Source organism: Brenneria goodwinii (genome assembly GCF_002291445.1).
Classification (GTDB): Bacteria; Pseudomonadota; Gammaproteobacteria; order Enterobacterales; family Enterobacteriaceae; genus Brenneria; species Brenneria goodwinii.
In genome coordinates, this window is sequence record NZ_CP014137.1 from 1,148,673 (window position 1) to 1,167,253 (window position 18,581).

Genomic DNA, 18,581 nt, shown 5'->3' on the forward strand with positions numbered 1-18,581 from the left:
TTATTTGGAGAAAACCCATGACGAGTAAATATGAAAAAACGCAGGGTACGCAGATCAGTGTGTCTGCCAGCGCCGCCACCGAAGCTAACCCCGCTGGCGCCACATGGCAGGGCATTAACTGTTCCACTAAGGAAATCAGTTATACCGGCGGACAGAAGTCGGATATTGATGTGACCACGTTGTGCTCTGAAGAACAGGAAATGACGAATGGTCTTGCCGCGCCGGCAGAGGTCACGATTTCCGGCAACTGGAGCAAAGACGAAGAAGGTCAGGAGACGTTGCGTACGGCTTATGACACAGATGCGTTGCACGCCGTCAAAGTGGTTTTCCCTTCTGGAAATGGTTATGCGTTTCTGGCCGAAGTCCGCCAAAACAGCTGGAGCGTATCAACTGCTGGTGTTGTTACCGCATCGTTCACGCTGCGACTGAAGGGTAAACCTGTACCAATTTCTGCGTAATGGCGGCTTCGGCCGCCTTTCTTTTTTTCTGATAACTGGAATAAATGAAATGGTAAAGAGGGTGTCACAGACATTACGCGATCTGGCATTGGCGCCAGGGGCTGGATTTCGCACAAAAACGATTCCCGTCCCTGAGTGGAATGGTGTAAAGGTCACGTTGCGCGAGCCATCGGCGAATGCATGGTCAAGAGCGAGAAAACTTCTTGCTGATGCAGGGGATGCGGATACAGAAATCGATGAAGACAGAGTCCAACGGGGTTTAAAAGCGGATGTGGTTCTCTTTATCGATATCCTGCTTGATGAATCTGGCTCTCTGGTTTTCAGTGAAAATGATGTTGACGAATTAGCATTGAAGTTCGGTCCGGTTCATACGCGATTGCTCCGGCAGGCATTGGCATTATCAAACCTGAACGAAGAGGACGCTAAAAAAAAGTAGCCGCCCCGAGCGTGTTATTCTTAATGTCGTTGGCGCTTCGCATGGGCCGCACACTAAATGAGTTATCCCAATCCATGCCCGCCTCTGAGTTACTCATGTGGATGGAGTATGACCGGATAAATCCTATCAGCGATAGGCGTGGCGACATACAGGCCGCACAGATAACTTCAGCTATCTACAACTCTCACGGTTGCAAGGTTTCATTAGAGGAGGCGATCCTTCAGTGGAATGAGCCAGAGGAGAGAGATTCGCCTGATGGTCTGGAAAGCTTTCTGGGGGCGCTGGCTACATAACGTTATATGGCGGCCCCGATAGTGATTTCCGGGTTAACTGGTGGTAACTTGTAACCACTTGTTACTGATGGGGATCGAAGTGAAAAAGATAACTATTTTTATAACAACCATTTTGCTGTCTGGTTGTGCCATTGATATGTCAAGAGACAATGAACTTAATTATATTAATGGGATTTCATATAAGCAAAAAGGAGAATATGAGTATATAAAACAGTATAAAAAGATATATTATAATTCAGATGCTTCTATGGAAAAAATAAAAATCTGTGCTCTTAGGAATGTGACAAATAGAGACGTTAACCTTAATGATTCATCTAAAAGCTTTGTCGGGTCATATACTGGGAACTATTATAATATTAATTCATCATCAAAAGTAAGTGGTGGTGATGTTGTCTCCCTTTCTGGAGAGAAAACGTTGGTTATCAATGGCTCTACAGGGTATGCTTTTGATTCTGGAATAATATCTGTTAATAGAGTTGTTAGATTTACCCTTGATATTTTGAATGCAGATAAAACCTTAGAATATACATTTAGTAATATTCAACAAGCTCAAACCGAGACCGGATATCTGCCAAATGACGGATTTAATGATATAGGTACATGGAAAGGTGCTGCTGCAGCACAGGCTGTAAAGTCCTTGGAGGATGTGACTAAAAATATTGATGATTGTTTGAAAATATAAAAACAATAGTTAACTTTTATACAACCCACTTCGGTGGGTTTTTTATCGCCCGGAGAAAATCAAATGGCAACCCTGCGTGAATTAATTATCAAGATTTCGGCTAATTCCACTTCATATCAGTCAGAGATTGCTCGCGCATCGCGTATGGGTGCAAATTATTATAAAACGATGGAGTCCAGCGCGGATCGGCACAGTACAGCAATAAAACGCAACCAGCTTGCATTGAAGGAATTAACCTCCCAGTTTCAAAGTACCCAAGCAATGGCAACTCGTGCATTAGGTGCTATTGGTGGCGCGTTTGCCGTTGGGGGTATGATCAGTACCGCCGATGAATGGGGGCAAATTTCATCACGCATCAAAATGGCCACTGAGTCTGGGGCGGAATATGGTGTTGTTCAGCAACGTCTGATGGAGATTAGTGACAGAACATATAAAAGCATTAATGAACAGGCGGAATTGTTTATTCGCAGTTCTAATGCAATGAAAGAACTGGGTTACTCAACATCTGGCACCATTGACTTCATTGACTCCATATCCAGCGCATTAACTATTAATGCTGCCAGCGCCCAAAAGGGCGAAAGTGCAATTAATGCATTGTCCAAGTCTATGGTTGCGGGAAAGGTCTCGGGCGATAACTGGAATACGGTAATGGAGGTGATGCCGACCGTCATTGGTGATATTGCCCGTTACTTAAACATTACGGAAACAGAGGTTAAGAAACTGGCCGCAGCGGGTAAATTGTCTATGGGGCAATTTGCTGATGCCGTCATTGCCGCCCGCACCGAGAATGCCAAACTGGCTGAAGATATGCCAACAACGGTAGGTGATGCCATCACAAAGCTATCAAACCACTGGAAGGCGTATATCGGTGATGCGAACAGCGCGACGGGTACAACACAGGCCATGGCTGATGCCATTGGGCTGGCTGCTGATAATATCGATCTGCTGGCAACGGCAGGCGCGGCACTGGCTGGCGGGGTAGCGGCCAAATACCTGCTGACAATGGCAAATAACGGCAAAAATGCGGCAAAAGAAATTCTGTCCGCCAGAGCCAGCCAAATTGCCTTGGCGGATGCGCAACTCCAGGCTACGCAAACCCTCCAATATAAAGCTACTATCGAGCGCCGAGCAGCCCAAGCGGCGGCAGAGTCAGCCGTTGGGGCGAGTAACCAGCGTTTAGCTACTCTTGCTCTGGTTCAGGCCCGAAATAAAGAAACGGTCGCTATCAATGCAACCGCAGTCGCGCAAACGCGGTTGAATGCCGCAACAAATGTTTGGAGAGGGCTTGGCTCGGGGTTACTGGGAATTTTGGGCGGGCCGGTGGGATTGGCCGTCACTGCGGCATCTGTTGCGGCCGGCTTTTTACTGATGCATGACAGTGGTGAGCAGGTCAAGGAAAGCCTGATTAACATGCAACAGCCGGTTGCCAGCCTGGTTGAGCAATATCGGGCGTTGGGGGATGTGCAGAAAACGTCTGCATTGCACGAGTTGAACAAAAAGCTCTCGGAATCTGATGAGGCGTTGCGTAAATCAACAGACACGCTCCGCGATTACGCCGAGGCACTGGTAACTACGTGGGTAGGTGGGTCCGAATACAGTTCTCCAGTACCGGTTATCAGTAGTGATGATCAGCAATCCCTGGATACATTTATCAGATCACTGGGAGAAATAGAGGGCAGTGCGGGGGGGATAAAAAATGTTGAAGGGTATCTGCAGGCCAACGTTAACGCGTTTGCAGATAGCGCCCGTCTGACTGACGATCAGCGTGATCGCCTGCAAAATTTGACGCTAGCCTATGTGCAAGGACGGATAAAGGTAGAGGAATATACCGAAAAGTTGCGCGAGGTAACCAGCGTCACTCAGGATGCAGCGGCAGCGAATCGTCAGTTATCTGCATCACTGAGTATTGATTTTTCGAAACAACTCACTAGCGCTAACCTGGCACTGGACGTTTCGGCGCTGGCGGCAAAAGGTGCGACTAAAGAGGCCGACTTGCTGCGTGGAGCCTATGCGGCCGCTGGCGAACAGGCATCCGCTTTGGCACCAGAAATTCAAAAGATTGTTGCCGCGGGTGGAAATATTGATGTGTCTCCCGGACTTGAGGGTGTGCGTGATTGGGTACAGATACAGGTCAAAATTCAGGAAAATAACGAACGCGCCAAAGAATTCGCCTCTTCAATAAAGACTGGTGCCAGTGAGACAAAAAAACTTGGCGAGGCATACGATAAATTAATCCAGCAGCAACGGCAGCAGATCGCTTTGCACGGGCAGGATAGTGAATTAGCCAAAACTCGCTATCAACTAGCAAACAGTGAGCTAATGGTATTGAGCGAGTCACAGAAAGCGGTGATTGAGCGCAATGCCACCGAGTTAGACAGACTTAATACGCTCGATAAATATAAGTCTCTGATGGAGCAATTACGGACACCGGAAGAACAGGTTCTGTCTGTGACTAAAGAACGTTTGGAGCTTCTAAAAGCCGCCACGCCAGCGGCTGAGGAATACCGGGAAGCATTGGACAAGATATCAAAATCCACGGTAAGCGAAGCGCCGAAATTTGGCGGTCTTGATGCATCTATTGGCGGCGCCTCTGGTGAGCTAATCAGGGTGGCGGATGCCGAAAAGGAATTGCAAAAATGGCATGACACTCAACTTGCAATGCAAGAAAAGTTGCTTAAAGAACAAGAGGGATATGAACAGGCTTACGCTGATCGCATTGTTGAAATTGAACAGAAAACCGCTGATAAAAGGCAATCCATTCAGTCAGCCTACACATCCGCATCTTTAAGCATGATATCAACACTAACCAGTGATGCAGCTAGCCTACTTTCAACGATGGGTGAAGAGGGAAGCGCGGCTTATAAGGCAATGTTTATTGCCAGTAAAGCAGCGTCAATTGCTCAGGCAATAATCAATACTGAAGAGGCTGCCACCAAGGCAATGGCTCAAGGTGGAACTTTATTCGGATTACCAATGGCAACGGTTATCCGTGGTGCGGGTTATGCATCAGTAGCCCTTATGGCCTCAACCACCATTGCCGGTATGGCACATGACGGTATTGATAATGTTCCCCGCGAAGGCACTTGGTTGCTCGATAGAGGCGAGCGCGTTGTTGATGCACGTACCAATGCGGATTTGAAGGGGTATCTATCCAGCAAACTAACCAGCGCCGGAGACAGCGCAACCACTAACAATGGTGGCAACGTGATTATCCATCAGAATATATCCGTCTCTGGCAGTGGTGATAAGGCGCTAGCGTCGGCGATGGAGCAAGCGGCCAATAAAGGGGCTACCGATGGGGCTTCACTGGCCCGTCAGCAATTATTGCAGGATTTCCAGACTCGCGGACAGGCACGACGATTATTGGGCGTTTAATCCCATTTAATAAAGATTATTGCAGGAGATATTTATGCAAGAGAAATTCGTTATTAAAAATACCGCCGGTTTATATATCGGAAATATGATTATCGGCACTGATGTAACGTTTGTGCTGAAACTCGAATTAGCGAAGACATTTGCTAATGATGTAGCAGCAAATGATTTTATCGAAAAGAGCGGCCTGGCTGATGTTGAAGTTAAAAAGGTCAATGTAATTACTACGATTGGAGAGGTGTGATTATGAATGATACTAACAACGCCATTTTAAAATCCGCCGCCATTGGCGATGGTGTTATCCATGCGAATAAACTGCGTGAAACAGAAGAACAGCGCCGCATTACAGCGATTGAAGAGCGGGTTGTTGCGCTTGAATCTGCGCTTTCGGGAGGAACTATTACTGCAACCCGTATATTGAAAATTGAAGCTAATGGTTGCGCAGGATAACCACGCAACCGGTTTATTAATTGATGTCTTTAAAATTTGTGAGGAAGTTAGCTAGATTAAGCACGTGTTTGTCATCTTTTTGAAGCTTTAATTGTTCAAGTAATGCTTTCTTTTCAACGGGATTAAATCTTGTGAAAAATAAAGCAAGAGTGAACCTCAAAGCCAAGATCTCTTCACCTAAAGATTGAAGAGAGGAACCATCAATAGAATCGGCAAACTGAATATCTTTGTCACTCATTTTTATTTCCTTAATCCGAAGGTAATCAGCCATCTCCTCCGGGGTAAACGCCTGCGCTCATACGCGGGCGGGCTGATGGGTTCCCTTGTGCTGTGCGTAATGTTTTTGCTTTTACGTTAGCCCTACAACCACGGGCTGTATAGCCTGATATTTGATCAGTTTTTCAAGCGAGGAAACATGCCTGACGTTATCGACTGGCCAGATGCTCTTGTTCCTTCATCATTAGGCTGGCGGCTGGAAAGCAACTCAAAATCATTCCGATCGCCATTCAACGGGGCGACGCAAACAGTTCGTTATCCCGGCTCCCGCTGGCGCTGCACTCTGTCATTGAACAATATGCCTGACGATAAATCCCGACGCGTAGAGGCGCTGGTGGCGTCGCTTGATGGTGAATACGGCAGAGTTAAATTGTGGGACTACGGACGGAGAGGCAGAACGCCAGCAGGATCGCCGTTGGTCGCTGAATCCGGGCAAACAGGAACAGAACTGAATACATACGGCTGGACGCCCGGCACAATAGTTCTGAAAACAGGTGATTACATCACTGTTAATGATGAATTGAAAATCATTGTGGCCGATGCCGTCAGTGATGGAAACGGTTTTTCTGTTATCAATATTGCGCCCATGCTGCGATCCTCACCGCCCGCCGACTCCCCAATAGAGATACAGAAACCCTACGGCATTTTCAAACTGATTGATAACGATCAGGGTGTAATGAATCGCGTTCCTGGTGTTTTTACAAGTACCAGCATTGAACTTGAGGAGGCGTACTAATGCTGTATTCACCATTTTCCGAGGAAATGGCCGATCTGCTGTCCAGGGATCGTGTAACGGCAGCGGTCGCCGGGAAGATTCATTTTAAATCTGGTACCACTTATGCCCATACCGGCACCGGACAGTTAACGCTGGGTGGTGAAGTTTATTACGGCGTTGGCATGTTTGGCTCTATTGATGACGTAAAAGAGGAGCATACAACCAGCCCGACACAACTCAAATTAACGTTAACGGGACTGGACACCAGCCTGATTGCAAAAACCATGAATGAGTCATGTGTGGGCCGCAATGCTGAATTGTATATCGTGGCATTGAGTGATGAGGGAGTACCTCTGGGGTACGAATTGATATTCAAGGGGCGGATATCATCAACCGGTATCAATGCCGGAGATAATAATACCGTTCAATACACCGCATCAAATGTCTTCGAAGACTGGCAGCGACCGTTTCCCGGACGATTTACCGATGAATCTCACCAGTCGGCATATCCCGGCGATCGGATATTCCGTTATGTCGCCCAGATGGCCGAACGCTCTATTTACTGGGGCAGTAAAAAAGACGCGCCGGGATTCACCTATCAGTGAGGTAGTTATGCGCCGTTATGATTGGCAAAAACAATTGATTGACGTGATCCGGGCCGCTGAAAAGCGGCCTTTTTCATGGGGTAAAAATGACTGCCTGCTGTTTGCCGCTGATTGCGTAGCCGCCATGTGTGGGCAGGATTTCGCTGCCCAATATCGTGGAACCTATGACAATGAGGTCGGCGCGAAAAAAGTATTACTGAAAACACACGGAACGCTGGAAAAAGCGATTGGCTCCTGCCTTACAGAAGTGCCGGTAAAACAGGCCCAGCGCGGTGATGTGGCAATTATTAATAACAATGGTAGCCGGTGTGCGGGGATCGTCTGGATCGGCGGCGTTTTTGCGATGGGTATTAATGGTGTGGTGCTGATGCGTGAACGTCCATTGAGCGTGTGGAGAGTTGAATAATGCCTGCTGCTATCCCGATTGTTGCAGCGGTTGCTGCTGGCGCGGCGGCTGCGGCTCAAATGTATGTTGTTGCTGCGGTAATCATGATCGCCGGTACGGTCGCATCAATGCTGCTGACAAAAACGCCAGGTGTTGACAACTACCGTAGCCAGTCAGAGCGTAAACAAGTATTGCGAGCCGCTGCCAGTCCTAAAACTGTTGTTTATGGCAAAACCATGTCGGCAGGGACACTGTTCTTTTCTGAAGAGCAATCTGGTGAACAAGACGATGGTGAATTGCTGTACCTTGCTATAACTCTCGCTGGCCATCCGTTATATCGAATCGGCGACATCTATCTTGCAGACGATCTGATTGGAACTTATGGCGGTAATGTCGGGTATGAATTTCATAACGACCGACAGACGGCAGACCCGTACTTGCTGGAAAATGCCCCGTCATGGAAAGACGATATGATCGGCAAAGGAGTCGCCTGGCTGCGCGTCACGCTGAAATTTGACTCTGAAAAATTTCCCAGTGGGATACCGAATATTAAGGTCGAGAAGTGGGGCTGGGAGGTTTATGACCCTCGCACTGGTGACACCGCCTGGAGTGATAACGCGGCGCTGGTCATCCTGCATTACTATCGTTATTACTTGAAAGTACCCGATTCGGAAATTAACTGGGAACAGTTTGAAGTTGCCGCAAACATTTCAGACGAATCAGTCATCCGTGGTGATGGTAATACTGAGCGCCGTTACACCATAAACGGCGAGTTTGATCTGAGCGAGAACAAATCAGCAATTCTTGATGACATGCTGGCATCATGTGCAGGCGAGCCAACGTACATCGGCGGGCGTCATGGCTTGCTTGTCGGCGCATATTACGGCCCGGCCGTTGAGGAAATTCACGAAGGGCAACTGGCGGGCGATATCGAGATCATGCCGGAGGTTTCCCAGTCTGACCGGGTAAACACGATTAACGGCACTTTTATCGATCCTGAACAATCCTATTCAGAGGCAGATTTTCCGGCCGTGTCGGTGCCTGAATGGGTTGCAGAAGACGGCGTTGAAATATCTCAGGATATGAAGCTGCGCTTTGTTATCAGTGAGTTCCAGTCTCAGCGCCTGGCTGATATCAAGCTGAAGCGTGCACGCGTCGCGCGTACAATTAATCTGCCAATAAATTTGAGCGGCTACCGCTACCGCCCAGGTATGTACGTTAAATTGTTTTTGCCATCGCTGGGTATTGATGGTGTTGAAATGCGTGTAGCTGACTGGCAGTTCAGTATTCAAAACGGTGTAAAACTTACGCTGAAACAAGAGGGCGCGGATGTTTGGAATGATGCGATTGGCAAACTGATAGATCGTGCTCCGCTGACCAACCTCCCTAATGGTGCGCCGGGTGCGCCAGAAAACCTATCTTATTCTACACAGATCATTGCAGACGTTGTTCAGGGACTGTTGACATGGACGACGCGGGAAACAGTTGCACACTACAATGTGCTGTTTATCCAGAATGGTGAGACGATCTACACCGCTCAGGTTCCCGGCACGCAATGCCGTGTGACTGGACTACCGGAGGGTGAATACATAGCGGAAGTTCGCGCAGTCGCGATGAATGGTGCCCAATCTGTTCCTACCTCCATCACGTTTAAAATCAATTCGCCGGCCGCGCCAGATCGTGTTGATGTAACGCCGGGGTTATGGTCTGTTGAGTTGCATCCGCGAGTTATTGCAGGACTTCCAGTTGGTACCGTGTTTGAGTTCTGGTTTTCAGTGGATCGTTTGAGCGATATCAGCTTGGTTGAAACCAATGCCAACTATCTGGGGCGGGGGGCGTCATACACCAAAGTTGGGCTGAAAGAGGTCGGGAAGGTTTACTGGTTCTATGTGCGTAGCGTGAATTCATATGGCGCATCTGCATTTGTAGAAGTTGGCGCCAGTGTTGACAGCGATGTGGCACCGATATTTGAAGAAGCTGTCGAGGTGGTTTTTGAAACAGACGCGTGGAAATCTTTAACTGGTCAGGTTGACGAGCAGGGCAATAACATCAGTCAATTGAAGGATGGTGTAGATGCCCTGGCACTTGGAGTTATCGAAAACACACTAAACATTACTGAAACCCGTAATCAGCTGAATGACGCAGTTGAGTCTATCAGCACAAACATTACGAACACTCGTACAGAACTGGAAGCCGCTGATGCATATCTGACTCAGCGCGTTGATGGATACATTGCTGAAAACGATGGACGTGTGGCGCAGGTCATCAATGATGTTACCACTGTAAAAAATGAGCAGGAGGTACAGGCTCAGGGACTGGATGCCGTTGTTGCCAAATCTGATGATAACGCAGCGCTGATCGCCAGCGAAATAACTGCACGTATTGCCGGTGATGAGGCCAACGCGCAAGAAATCGCGACAACGAAAGCGACAGTAGCTGACAACACCGGCCGGATCACGTCTGTTGAACAGGCCCAGGCAACAACCGATAGTGCCGTCGCAGCTGTAAAGCAGGACATCGTTGCACAGACAGGGCGCATTGACGGGCATGACCAGTCCATATCCCATTTAACGACTGAGCAACAGTCTCTGGCGAATCAGCAAGAAACAACGGCCAGCGCTGTAACGGGCCTCACGTCTGAATTCAACAGCAACAAAGCCGAAGTTAATCAGTCGCTGCAAACATTGGCGACAAATGACGCAGCACAAGCGCAGATGATCAACGGTCTGCGTGCAGACACTGACGATAACAGCGCTGCTATAACTGAGTTGTCAGAAACAGTGACGGGGCAGGGCAGCAGCCAGGCCAGCGTTAAACAATCATTAGAGGCGCAGGCGCGGGCTCAGATTCAGGATGCGTTAAACGGCACGGAGGAAGCGCAGCAGCGCCGCCAGAATGTTGCCAAAATCACCACTCAGCAGGAGGTGCAAGCCGATGAGCAACAGGCGTTGGCGAGGGAACTGACGCAGATTGAGACCGGGTTTAACGGCCAAATTGCATCAACTAACGCAGCATTGCAGCAAGAGTCGCTGACGCGCAGCACAGAAACAGCGGCGCTCAGTCAGCAGACAAATGCGCTTAGTGCTCGCATGAGTAATGCCGAGTCCGATATTGACGGAACCGCTGATGCGCTATCAGCAACACAGGCAACGGTGACGCAGCAGGGGCAGACAATCACGTCTCAGGGCCAGTCTATCAGTCAGATGTCTGCAACTATTAACGGTGTTAGCGGCGTTGCTAATGACGCACAGAGTAAAGCAAACGCTAACGCTACGGCGTTACAGCAGACGAACGCGACGGTCACTCAACACGGAAACACATTAACGGCCCAAGCTACACAGATTAGTCAGATTACGGCCAGTGTTAATGGAGTATCAGCGGAAATCAATGACGTCAGCAGTATTGTTAATGGCATTGATAATCAACTGAGCGCGTTCCGTACAATTAAAATCGCCGTGGATGCAAATGGTCGTCAATATGTCGCCGGTATCGGTCTTGATGTCTCTAATTCAACGACAGGGATGCAGTCAAATATTATTTTGTTAGCCGACAGAACATCAATAATGACAAATGCCGGCGGTACACCGACGATGATATTTACGACGCAGGGTACTCAGGCAATTTTGAATAGTGTGATCATCGGTGATGCGACAATTAATTTTGCAAAAATTGCCAATGATATTCAATCATCAGTCATGGGGGCGAATGGTCAGCCGCTATGGAAACTGGATAAAAATGGTTCCCTTACCATGGTGGGCCCCAATAGCGGTGATGGCTATCTAACAATAAACGGTAATCTGCTACAGGTATTCGACGGAACAGGGTTCTTGATAGCAAGATTTGGGATATGGAGTTAATTTTATGCCATCAGGCTTACAAATATTTAATAAAAACGTTGCTAACCCTAGCATTCCGATACTGGATATTACGTCGCGCTGTCTTAATGTTCTTGGAGAGATTAGCACCGGTCTATGGGCCGGTCGTAACACGTGGGATCATCCGCCTACTTACTATGAATCGAGCAATTACACCAGTGAAAACATATTCACGTGGAGAACTATCACAGTGCCGGAGTTTTCCCTAGGCGACCCCTATTATAACGTTAGTCTGAAACTGTACGATGCAATTTTTAATCCTAACAATCAACCGGTCCAGAATTGGTTGATACCTGGCGTTTTCTCAAGTGTGGCCTCCTTGCAGGCGTGGGCTAGGGGCGAAAATATGAATATTTACCACTCTATTTGTACTCCTGACGTTGAAATCACCGGAACTACACTCAGATATAGATATATGCCAGAGTGGAGGGATAACATTCCTGGCGACTATAACGGTATCATGATAGGTGGATTTAGAATAACGTATGGGGTTATCTGATGCCTGGCGGAACTCAAGTATTTAATAAAAGCAGAACGTTACAGCTCACAAATAATGACTTACCGTATGTTTTGTTAAAAAGTATGAGAATTACCAGTACAGCTCAATGGAATAATCAGGATCAAATAAGTTCATTGTCTAATCCAAAATTTACATTGCCTCAAAACATTCAAATTTATAGCGATATTATTTTTTTTATACGTGCAAATGGCTTTGATGCAAGGTGTACTGTCGATCCCTACGGCGGCGTATTTAAATGGCATGACTTAGTGTTACAACCTGGTCAATACATTGACATATATGCATTTTCGCGATTTAGACCAACCATACAAAGCACTCGTGGTATGCAATTATTTTATCCGGGGAAAGGATTGGTTTTCGATGGCTCATGGTATCTTCTGAATATTGAAAAAGTGTACACCATACCAGCATATAAACCGGATTACTCAGCTAACGGAGGAGTAACTACATATAATATAGCAACCGAATACACAGATGCTAATTACGCAGTTGGCCTGTCCACATTTAAACAAATTCATCATAAGTTTAGCGGTGCCGGCGGTCTTTTATCTACGCAGTTACAGAATTGTGTGTGGATGCAAGGAAATACCATAAAAGTGAATTACGTCCCTTTATACTCTGACGTAACAGGAGGATGGACGGGAATAATAGGGTTTGCGCAAAGTAGTGCAACATACGCCTACGTGATTAACACTACAAATTTACCTCTTCCATATAGCATCAATTAACTAGCCGCCTTGTGCGGTTTTTTCGTCTGGAGAAAAATTATGCCAACTTATCGGACAGGCACCGCCACGCTTACTAATGGCTCAAAAACAGTAACTGGTTCGGGAACACAATGGGCTAATGCAATTAACGGCGTATTTCCGGGAATGATGTTTATTGGTCCAGATGGGAAAATAAACATTATTGCCACTGTCGCGAGCAGTACGTCATTAACGCTGGAGGATAATTACACAGGTTCCACGGCCAGTGGGCAGGCGTACAAAATCATTACGACATATGAGGGTGATATTAGCCAGTTCTCAGCACGTTTTACTGCGCTGTTAGCGCGTTTTGAGGGTAATTCTGACGTTCTCTACACCTGGCTGACGTCTACTGCTGCGACAATGACGTGGACGAAAGCTGATGGCACGACTGAAACAGTAGCGACGTTATCAGCGATAACAGCAACTGTTCCAGTCGCTCGTGGGGGAACTGGTGCAACGACAGCTGCGCAGGCTCGCGCAAACCTGGGTTTGGGTTCAATAGCTGTTTTGAATTCTCCTTTGCCGAAAGCGAATGGAGGCTCAGGCACAGTACTGGGGGCGTTCGGTAATCTGGAGCCGCATGCAGAAACAGATATGGCATCATTACTTGCATATCTGGCATCAGCGGATCAGAGAAACAATCTGGCCGGGTCTGTTTCTGTAAACAATGTCTGGAAAACAGTACTTAGCGTTAGACATAGGGCGGGTCTTACCGATGGGACTGCCTACGGGTGTGTACTCGTAGATGAAGGTATGACAACGGTGGGATACGGAAATAACTTCGCCCTATATAAACAAGTAGCAAATACGTGGCTCGCGCCAGTGTATTTGTGGCATAGCGGCAATTTAGTTAAGCAAGCTTCGACAACTGATGCTACAGCGGGCGCTGTCATGATTAACGGTGCTTGGGGGCTTGGTTCCGCCCCTCTTACGTTCCCCAACGCAAACAATGCGATGAATCTTTCGACAAGTAGCCCGTTGTTTATTCGTTCATCTGCTGTCTCGTCAGAAAATTCTAATTGGCCGACCTCTGCTATAGCATGGAGAGGAATACAGATCCCGTGGGATAGCGCAGCGAGATCTCAAATTGCTATCGGATATTCAAGTAACGATGTTGGATTATATGTAAGAACGAGAACGGCAGCAGGGAATGAAAGTCCGTGGTATCGAGCACTAACAAGCAATATATATACTGTTGATGCAAACGGATTTATTAAAACTGCCTCACCGGTGGTTAAACTTTTTAGCGATGGTTCTATTGAAGCAAACGATGAAGCAACAGGCGTAAAGGCAGAGAAAATAGGAATTGGTGAATATTGCATTGCGGGATGTTTGGGATTTAATTCTGATCCGGCGTGGGGAGGAATTGACGGCGGCATCGAAATCCCTCTTGATACCAATAAACAACCTCTTATCTGGATTAATTCGACCGTTGAAGCTGACGGCTCAATAATCATCCGCACATATCATCGAACCCATCCCAACGCGCCGAAATTTGCACAAAATAATATTGATAGCGTGGAAAACGGCCAGCCGATCGATATACCGGCCGGCCGCTGGATTGATGTGCGTGTTCAAATGCCTGGTTCTGATGAAACAGAGTCATTGTTATCTGAGCCATCAGAATCAATGTCTGAATAATCTGGTTCTGGCGCTGCTGGCATAGATAAACGTAGGTCTATCCAGCGCCCAGCAGGTATATCGATCGGCTCACCGGCCACAACATTTCCTGTCTCAACATCAAACCGGCGCCCACTGACACGCACAGTGATGTCGCCATTCTCTGCCGTCTCTAAGTCAACAAAACAGAGACGGTTGCCGTTCACGTCTTGCGGGATTTCAATTGTCCAACCTGATTCCGCGAGCCCTAAGGAACCCGTAACGAGATAAACGCCCGTATCTTGGCGCTCCGCCGTTACTCCTTCTGCCTCATTATTTACGGCCCCACACCCAGCTATATTAAAACCAACTGACCAATTGTCTAACATTTGTTCAGGGGTGTTAGCAAGACGCAATATTGGTGATGCTGATTTTAGGAACCCATTCGAATCGACCGTGTACTGATTGGATAGCAAAACATTTAGCCACCCGTTATTCATACTGGATCTACGTGTATGGACTCGCATACGCACAGCTGCGAGCGATGGAGCGCACAATACAACAGTAGTCGCTGATGCTGAGCCATCAACATTAAAAGCCGCATGATACCCTGTCCACGCCACATCATTAGTGGGAAACCCGGTATTGCCACCAGTAGATCCGATAAACCCGCATTGAGGGGAACTAACAAACGCATCGAATGATGAGGATGTCCTATTAATGCCTCCGACACCCCAGGCACCGTTAATCATGACAGCGCCCGCTGTAGCATCAGTTGTCGAAGCTTGCTTAACTAAATTGCCGCTATGCCACAAATACACTGGCGCGAGCCACGTATTTGCTACTTGTTTATATAGGGCGAAGTTATTTCCGTATCCCACCGTTGTCATACCTTCATCTACGAGTACACACCCGTAGGCAGTCCCATCGGTAAGACCCGCCCTATGTCTAACGCTAAGTACTGTTTTCCAGACATTGTTTACAGAAACAGACCCGGCCAGATTGTTTCTCTGATCCGCTGATGCCAGATATGCAAGTAATGATGCCATATCTGTTTCTGCATGCGGCTCCAGATTACCGAACGCCCCCAGTACTGTGCCTGAGCCTCCATTCGCTTTCGGCAAAGGAGAATTCAAAACAGCTATTGAACCCAAACCCAGGTTTGCGCGAAAAACGCGATAAAAATACAATCAGTAATTTCAAGGAATTGCGAAATGCTGATCGGCTATGCGAGGGTATCAACAGGGGATCAAAACCTCGATTTACAGAAAAATGCGCTGGACCGCGCAGAATGTGAACAGATATTTGAGGACACGGCCAGCGGCAAAAACGCTAAGCGCCCTGGTTTGCGTCGAGCAATTCGCCGGTTGAAACGCGGAGATACGCTTGTTGTGTGGAAACTAGATCGGCTGGGCCGTAGCGTGCGTGACCTGATAACGCTCGTATCCGATTTGCAGTCCCGCGGCATTCACTTTCGCAGCCTTACTGACAGCATCGACACGTCGACGCCAGCCGGCCGATTCTTTTTTCACGTTATGTCAGCATTAGCAGAAATGGAGCGGGAATTAATTATTGAGCGCACTCGCGCCGGTTTAGCCGCAGCAAGAGAGCAGGGTAGGATCGGTGGCCGCCGGCCGGTCATGACACCGGATGTTATCGACCATGCCCGGCTTATGCTGGCGAACGGCGCAACACGACGTCAAGTTGCGGAGATTTGCGGCGTGACGGTGAAAACGATTTATAAATATTTCCCTGCCGGTAATTGATCGCTATAACCGATCAATTAACCCAAATCGATCTGTATAAACGTTTATAAAATATACAGCACTGGTGCCATGATTGTGGTGATGAAAAACTATAAAAACGGCACTAGGGGAAGCGCCCATCGGTAACTCGATGGGCTTTTTTATATGTAATCAAGCAAAAAACGACAGGCGTCCAGCGATGATGTCGAGCGCGTCTTCAAGAGTAGGAACAGGATCAATATGAATCGCTGGCGCCTCTTTCTCCTCGACGCGAACTACAACGTAGAATCCAGAATCTTCGATAACTGCATACGACCCGGCAGGGCATGTTGTCAGTTTATCGTTGTCGTTGAGTACGCAGATCGTCGTTCCCTGATAATCGATTTGTCTCATTTTTTTCGGATCCCCTGTCAGTCGTTTTACCATCATTTTACCATTTTTTTACCATCGGCAAATTGAAGGCGAAAAAAAACCAACCGCAAGAGGTTGGTTTTTCTGGGGAAATTTGGTCGGCACGAGAGGATTTGAACCTCCGACCCCCGACACCCCATGACGGTGCGCTACCAGGCTGCGCTACGTGCCGATGCTATGGGCGCTTATACTACCTTTTATTGTCCTGATTGCAATAGCTAAACCGAACGACTGCTTTAGATTTAGGCAGTTAGTTGGCAATAAAACGCCTTTCATTCGTTAGTACCTGTAAAAGCAAGGCAAGCTGTGGTTTTTCATTGCTTAATCGGCGGCCGTCACGATCGTAAGCGCGGTAGTTCCCATTATTTTCCAGCATAATGATGTTCTCTGGCGTGGTAATCATTAAATCGCCGCCGTTACCGTTCGCCAGCCAGTTATTGCGGCGCTGGGCGGAAAACAGATCCTCGCCTTGGGAATAATCATCCGCCGTATTATTAACGTGCAGCAAACGCTGCATCAGCGTAGTCATGACGTCTTTGTTGTCCGTCATTTTTGTAATCGTCTGCGCCGGTGTATCCGGCCAGTGAATAATGAGAGGCGTTTGCCACAGCGAACGACGGAACACCTGTGCCTGATCGTCGGTTCGAAGGCTTTTGGGCATGGTTGTGATCACGACGACGGTTTTATCCAGTACATTTTTCTCCTGCAGCGTACTGATAATCCGGTTCACCTGCCGATCGATATTCTGGAGGTCGATGTTGTCGCGCGGTGTGGGAAGTTCTCCCGCTTTTCCCTTTGATGACGTACTGTTTAACTCAATATAAGAGAACCAAGGCGCAGTGTTGTTATCGTTGTCCAGCCATTGCCGCCATTGTGAGGTAATCGCTTCGTCACTCTGTTCCTGAGGCGTCGGGAGAGAGAGGTCGGACAGTAAAGCCTGACGATAAAGCGGATTATCAAAACCATTGGTGGAGAACAGGCCGAATTGATAGCCTTGCTGACTGAGTGCCGTTATCAGCGCCGAAGGTTTACGAGCGCTCAAAATACCATCCATGTACGTTGTCGAGATCCCGTAGAAAAGATTAAATAACCCGGAGTTGGGCTGTGTGCCTGAATCATAATGATCGCTGAAGCGGATATTCTGCTCAGCAAAACGCGTCAGGTTTGGCATGCCGCCTGGAATGTTATCGAGCGAGGTGTCGTCAATGACGACGACCAGCAGATTATACCCGCTGCCACTGTCACGGAATGTAATGTCGTTCAGTGGATATTCCACCGTCATCGCTTCAGGATTTCCCTGCTGCTCCAGGCGGCGTTGATACTCTTGCGCATCAAGCAGGCCATGTTTTTCCAGAAAACGGCGCGCGGTCATGGGATAAGACAGCGGCAGATTGGCTCTTTGCATGGTAATCGGGCGATAAAAGTTCGCGTCTGCCCAGATGTACATCAGGTGCGAAGCAAAGAAAGCTGAAATAAAAACGCCGGCTAAAGGTTTGCCAAAACTGCGGCGACTAAGGCTGCGCAGTTTCTGCCAGCACCAGGTGCCGAATAGCATCTCCACCATGAAAATAAGCGGAATGCCGATAAACATAAGCTGCCAGTCGCGGGCGAGTTCGCTTTGATCCGGGTTAACGACTAATTCCCAGACGGTGGTGTTGAGATGAAGGTGAAAACGAGTGAAAACCTCAATATCGACCAGAAGCAACGTCAGACCGGCTGTCGCCAACGCTGCGGAAAGGAAACGCAGCAATCGCTGAGACATGACAATAAAGGTTAGCGGGAAAATGATCAGCAGATAAACGGCAAACCCGATAAAGCTGAAATGCCCGAGCCAACTGACCAACGCATAAATTCTGCCGAACAGTGAGGAAGGCCAGTCGACAACAAACAGATAGCGGCTACCCAGCCCCAGGCTGAGCAAAATGTTAAACAATGCGAACCAGTGTCCCCAACTGATCATCTGGGAAACTTTTTCACGGTAGCGCTGACTGTTGGTTACCATAAGTTGGT

At 47.9% G+C, this 18,581-nt stretch carries 18 protein-coding genes and 1 tRNA gene; 14 read left to right on the forward strand and 5 right to left on the reverse strand.

The window, feature by feature from the left end:
- The first annotated feature begins 17 nt into the window (after nucleotides 1-17).
- From ACN28R_RS05215 to ACN28R_RS05245, 7 genes are all read left to right on the forward strand, one after another.
- Nucleotides 18-458 (forward strand): phage tail tube protein, encoded by a 441-nt coding sequence (locus ACN28R_RS05215; protein ID WP_095833815.1) that lies wholly within the window; start codon nucleotides 18-20, stop codon nucleotides 456-458.
- A 61-nt stretch (nucleotides 459-519) separates the two neighbouring features.
- The gene (locus ACN28R_RS05220; protein ID WP_375153866.1) at nucleotides 520-894 is read left to right on the forward strand and encodes a phage tail assembly chaperone; all 375 of its coding nucleotides are present in this window, start codon (nucleotides 520-522) and stop codon (nucleotides 892-894) included.
- A gap of 23 nt (nucleotides 895-917) precedes the next feature.
- On the forward strand, nucleotides 918-1,187 hold the full coding sequence (locus ACN28R_RS05225) for a phage tail assembly protein T (RefSeq protein ID WP_095833817.1): 270 nt from the start codon (nucleotides 918-920) through the stop codon (nucleotides 1,185-1,187).
- A 79-nt stretch (nucleotides 1,188-1,266) separates the two neighbouring features.
- Nucleotides 1,267-1,869, forward strand: coding sequence for a hypothetical protein (locus ACN28R_RS05230; protein ID WP_145957962.1), 603 nt, complete (start codon nucleotides 1,267-1,269; stop codon nucleotides 1,867-1,869).
- 63 nt (nucleotides 1,870-1,932) lie between these two features.
- The gene (locus ACN28R_RS05235) at nucleotides 1,933-5,244 is read left to right on the forward strand and encodes a tape measure protein (protein WP_095833819.1); all 3,312 of its coding nucleotides are present in this window, start codon (nucleotides 1,933-1,935) and stop codon (nucleotides 5,242-5,244) included.
- Nucleotides 5,245-5,278: 34 nt separating this feature from the next.
- The gene (locus ACN28R_RS05240; protein ID WP_095833820.1) at nucleotides 5,279-5,485 is read left to right on the forward strand and encodes a hypothetical protein; all 207 of its coding nucleotides are present in this window, start codon (nucleotides 5,279-5,281) and stop codon (nucleotides 5,483-5,485) included.
- A gap of 2 nt (nucleotides 5,486-5,487) precedes the next feature.
- Complete coding sequence (locus ACN28R_RS05245) at nucleotides 5,488-5,691, forward strand: hypothetical protein (RefSeq protein WP_095833211.1); 204 nt, start codon at nucleotides 5,488-5,490, stop codon at nucleotides 5,689-5,691.
- Between the two features lie 16 nt (nucleotides 5,692-5,707).
- Here the strand turns inward: ACN28R_RS05245 and ACN28R_RS05250 are convergent, their stop codons facing one another.
- A complete protein-coding gene (locus tag ACN28R_RS05250) occupies nucleotides 5,708-5,929 on the reverse strand; it encodes a hypothetical protein (protein ID WP_145957947.1) in 222 nt (73 codons plus the stop codon).
- A 177-nt stretch (nucleotides 5,930-6,106) separates the two neighbouring features.
- On the opposite strand from ACN28R_RS05250, the gene ACN28R_RS05255 reads away from it, so the two are divergent.
- The 6 genes from ACN28R_RS05255 (at nucleotide 6,107) to ACN28R_RS05280 (ending at nucleotide 14,457) form a co-directional block, all read left to right on the forward strand.
- Nucleotides 6,107-6,703, forward strand: coding sequence for a hypothetical protein (locus tag ACN28R_RS05255; protein ID WP_095833213.1), 597 nt, complete (start codon nucleotides 6,107-6,109; stop codon nucleotides 6,701-6,703).
- The gene (locus ACN28R_RS05260) at nucleotides 6,703-7,287 is read left to right on the forward strand and encodes a hypothetical protein (RefSeq protein WP_095833214.1); all 585 of its coding nucleotides are present in this window, start codon (nucleotides 6,703-6,705) and stop codon (nucleotides 7,285-7,287) included. Before ACN28R_RS05255 ends, ACN28R_RS05260 begins: the two co-directional genes overlap by 1 nt.
- A 7-nt stretch (nucleotides 7,288-7,294) precedes the next feature.
- Nucleotides 7,295-7,693 carry a DUF6950 family protein gene (locus ACN28R_RS05265; RefSeq protein ID WP_095833821.1) on the forward strand — a complete coding sequence of 133 codons (399 nt, stop codon included), beginning with the start codon at nucleotides 7,295-7,297 and terminating at the stop codon, nucleotides 7,691-7,693.
- On the forward strand, nucleotides 7,693-11,529 hold the full coding sequence (locus ACN28R_RS05270) for a phage tail tip fiber protein (protein ID WP_095833822.1): 3,837 nt from the start codon (nucleotides 7,693-7,695) through the stop codon (nucleotides 11,527-11,529). Before ACN28R_RS05265 ends, ACN28R_RS05270 begins: the two co-directional genes overlap by 1 nt.
- Nucleotides 11,530-12,045: 516 nt before the next feature.
- A complete protein-coding gene (locus tag ACN28R_RS05275) occupies nucleotides 12,046-12,795 on the forward strand; it encodes a hypothetical protein (RefSeq protein WP_095833218.1) in 750 nt (249 codons plus the stop codon).
- A gap of 39 nt (nucleotides 12,796-12,834) precedes the next feature.
- Complete coding sequence (locus tag ACN28R_RS05280) at nucleotides 12,835-14,457, forward strand: phage tail fiber protein (protein ID WP_095833824.1); 1,623 nt, start codon at nucleotides 12,835-12,837, stop codon at nucleotides 14,455-14,457.
- Here ACN28R_RS05280 and ACN28R_RS05285 read toward each other — a convergent pair.
- Nucleotides 14,391-15,605: a phage tail fiber protein gene (locus ACN28R_RS05285; protein ID WP_145957963.1), complete on the reverse strand. Its 1,215-nt coding sequence runs from the start codon at nucleotides 15,603-15,605 to the stop codon at nucleotides 14,391-14,393. The two genes, ACN28R_RS05280 and ACN28R_RS05285, sit on opposite strands and share 67 nt — an antisense overlap.
- 24 nt (nucleotides 15,606-15,629) lie before the next feature.
- Here ACN28R_RS05285 and ACN28R_RS05290 point away from each other — a divergent pair, with 24 nt between their 5' ends.
- Complete coding sequence (locus tag ACN28R_RS05290; protein ID WP_095833825.1) at nucleotides 15,630-16,181, forward strand: recombinase family protein; 552 nt, start codon at nucleotides 15,630-15,632, stop codon at nucleotides 16,179-16,181.
- Nucleotides 16,182-16,331: 150 nt separating this feature from the next.
- Here the strand turns inward: ACN28R_RS05290 and ACN28R_RS05295 are convergent, their stop codons facing one another.
- The 3 genes from ACN28R_RS05295 to yejM all read right to left on the reverse strand — a co-directional run bounded on the left by ACN28R_RS05295 (nucleotide 16,332) and on the right by yejM (nucleotide 18,573).
- On the reverse strand, nucleotides 16,332-16,553 hold the full coding sequence (locus ACN28R_RS05295) for a hypothetical protein (RefSeq protein WP_095835737.1): 222 nt from the start codon (nucleotides 16,551-16,553) through the stop codon (nucleotides 16,332-16,334).
- Nucleotides 16,554-16,666: 113 nt separating this feature from the next.
- Nucleotides 16,667-16,743, reverse strand: a tRNA-Pro gene (locus ACN28R_RS05300).
- A 78-nt stretch (nucleotides 16,744-16,821) separates the two neighbouring features.
- Nucleotides 16,822-18,573: an LPS biosynthesis-modulating metalloenzyme YejM gene (yejM, locus tag ACN28R_RS05305; RefSeq protein ID WP_095833826.1), complete on the reverse strand. Its 1,752-nt coding sequence runs from the start codon at nucleotides 18,571-18,573 to the stop codon at nucleotides 16,822-16,824.
- Nucleotides 18,574-18,581: the final 8 nt, after the last annotated feature.

Bases quoted from the DNA above. Each gene is read 5' to 3' on its own strand.
- ACN28R_RS05275 (WP_095833218.1), top strand. From the start codon at position 12,046: ATGCCTGGCGGAACTCAAGTATTTAATAAAAGCAGAACGTTACAGCTC.
- yejM (WP_095833826.1), bottom strand. From the start codon at position 18,573: ATGGTAACCAACAGTCAGCGCTACCGTGAAAAAGTTTCCCAGATGATC.
- ACN28R_RS05295 (WP_095835737.1), bottom strand. From the start codon at position 16,553: ATGAGACAAATCGATTATCAGGGAACGACGATCTGCGTACTCAACGAC.
- ACN28R_RS05290 (WP_095833825.1), top strand. From the start codon at position 15,630: ATGCTGATCGGCTATGCGAGGGTATCAACAGGGGATCAAAACCTCGAT.
- ACN28R_RS05250 (WP_145957947.1), bottom strand. From the start codon at position 5,929: ATGAGTGACAAAGATATTCAGTTTGCCGATTCTATTGATGGTTCCTCT.
- ACN28R_RS05280 (WP_095833824.1), top strand. From the start codon at position 12,835: ATGCCAACTTATCGGACAGGCACCGCCACGCTTACTAATGGCTCAAAA.
- ACN28R_RS05260 (WP_095833214.1), top strand. From the start codon at position 6,703: ATGCTGTATTCACCATTTTCCGAGGAAATGGCCGATCTGCTGTCCAGG.
- ACN28R_RS05235 (WP_095833819.1), top strand. From the start codon at position 1,933: ATGGCAACCCTGCGTGAATTAATTATCAAGATTTCGGCTAATTCCACT.
- ACN28R_RS05270 (WP_095833822.1), top strand. From the start codon at position 7,693: ATGCCTGCTGCTATCCCGATTGTTGCAGCGGTTGCTGCTGGCGCGGCG.
- ACN28R_RS05215 (WP_095833815.1), top strand. From the start codon at position 18: ATGACGAGTAAATATGAAAAAACGCAGGGTACGCAGATCAGTGTGTCT.
- ACN28R_RS05225 (WP_095833817.1), top strand. From the start codon at position 918: ATGTCGTTGGCGCTTCGCATGGGCCGCACACTAAATGAGTTATCCCAA.
- ACN28R_RS05240 (WP_095833820.1), top strand. From the start codon at position 5,279: ATGCAAGAGAAATTCGTTATTAAAAATACCGCCGGTTTATATATCGGA.
- ACN28R_RS05255 (WP_095833213.1), top strand. From the start codon at position 6,107: ATGCCTGACGTTATCGACTGGCCAGATGCTCTTGTTCCTTCATCATTA.
- ACN28R_RS05265 (WP_095833821.1), top strand. From the start codon at position 7,295: ATGCGCCGTTATGATTGGCAAAAACAATTGATTGACGTGATCCGGGCC.
- ACN28R_RS05245 (WP_095833211.1), top strand. From the start codon at position 5,488: ATGAATGATACTAACAACGCCATTTTAAAATCCGCCGCCATTGGCGAT.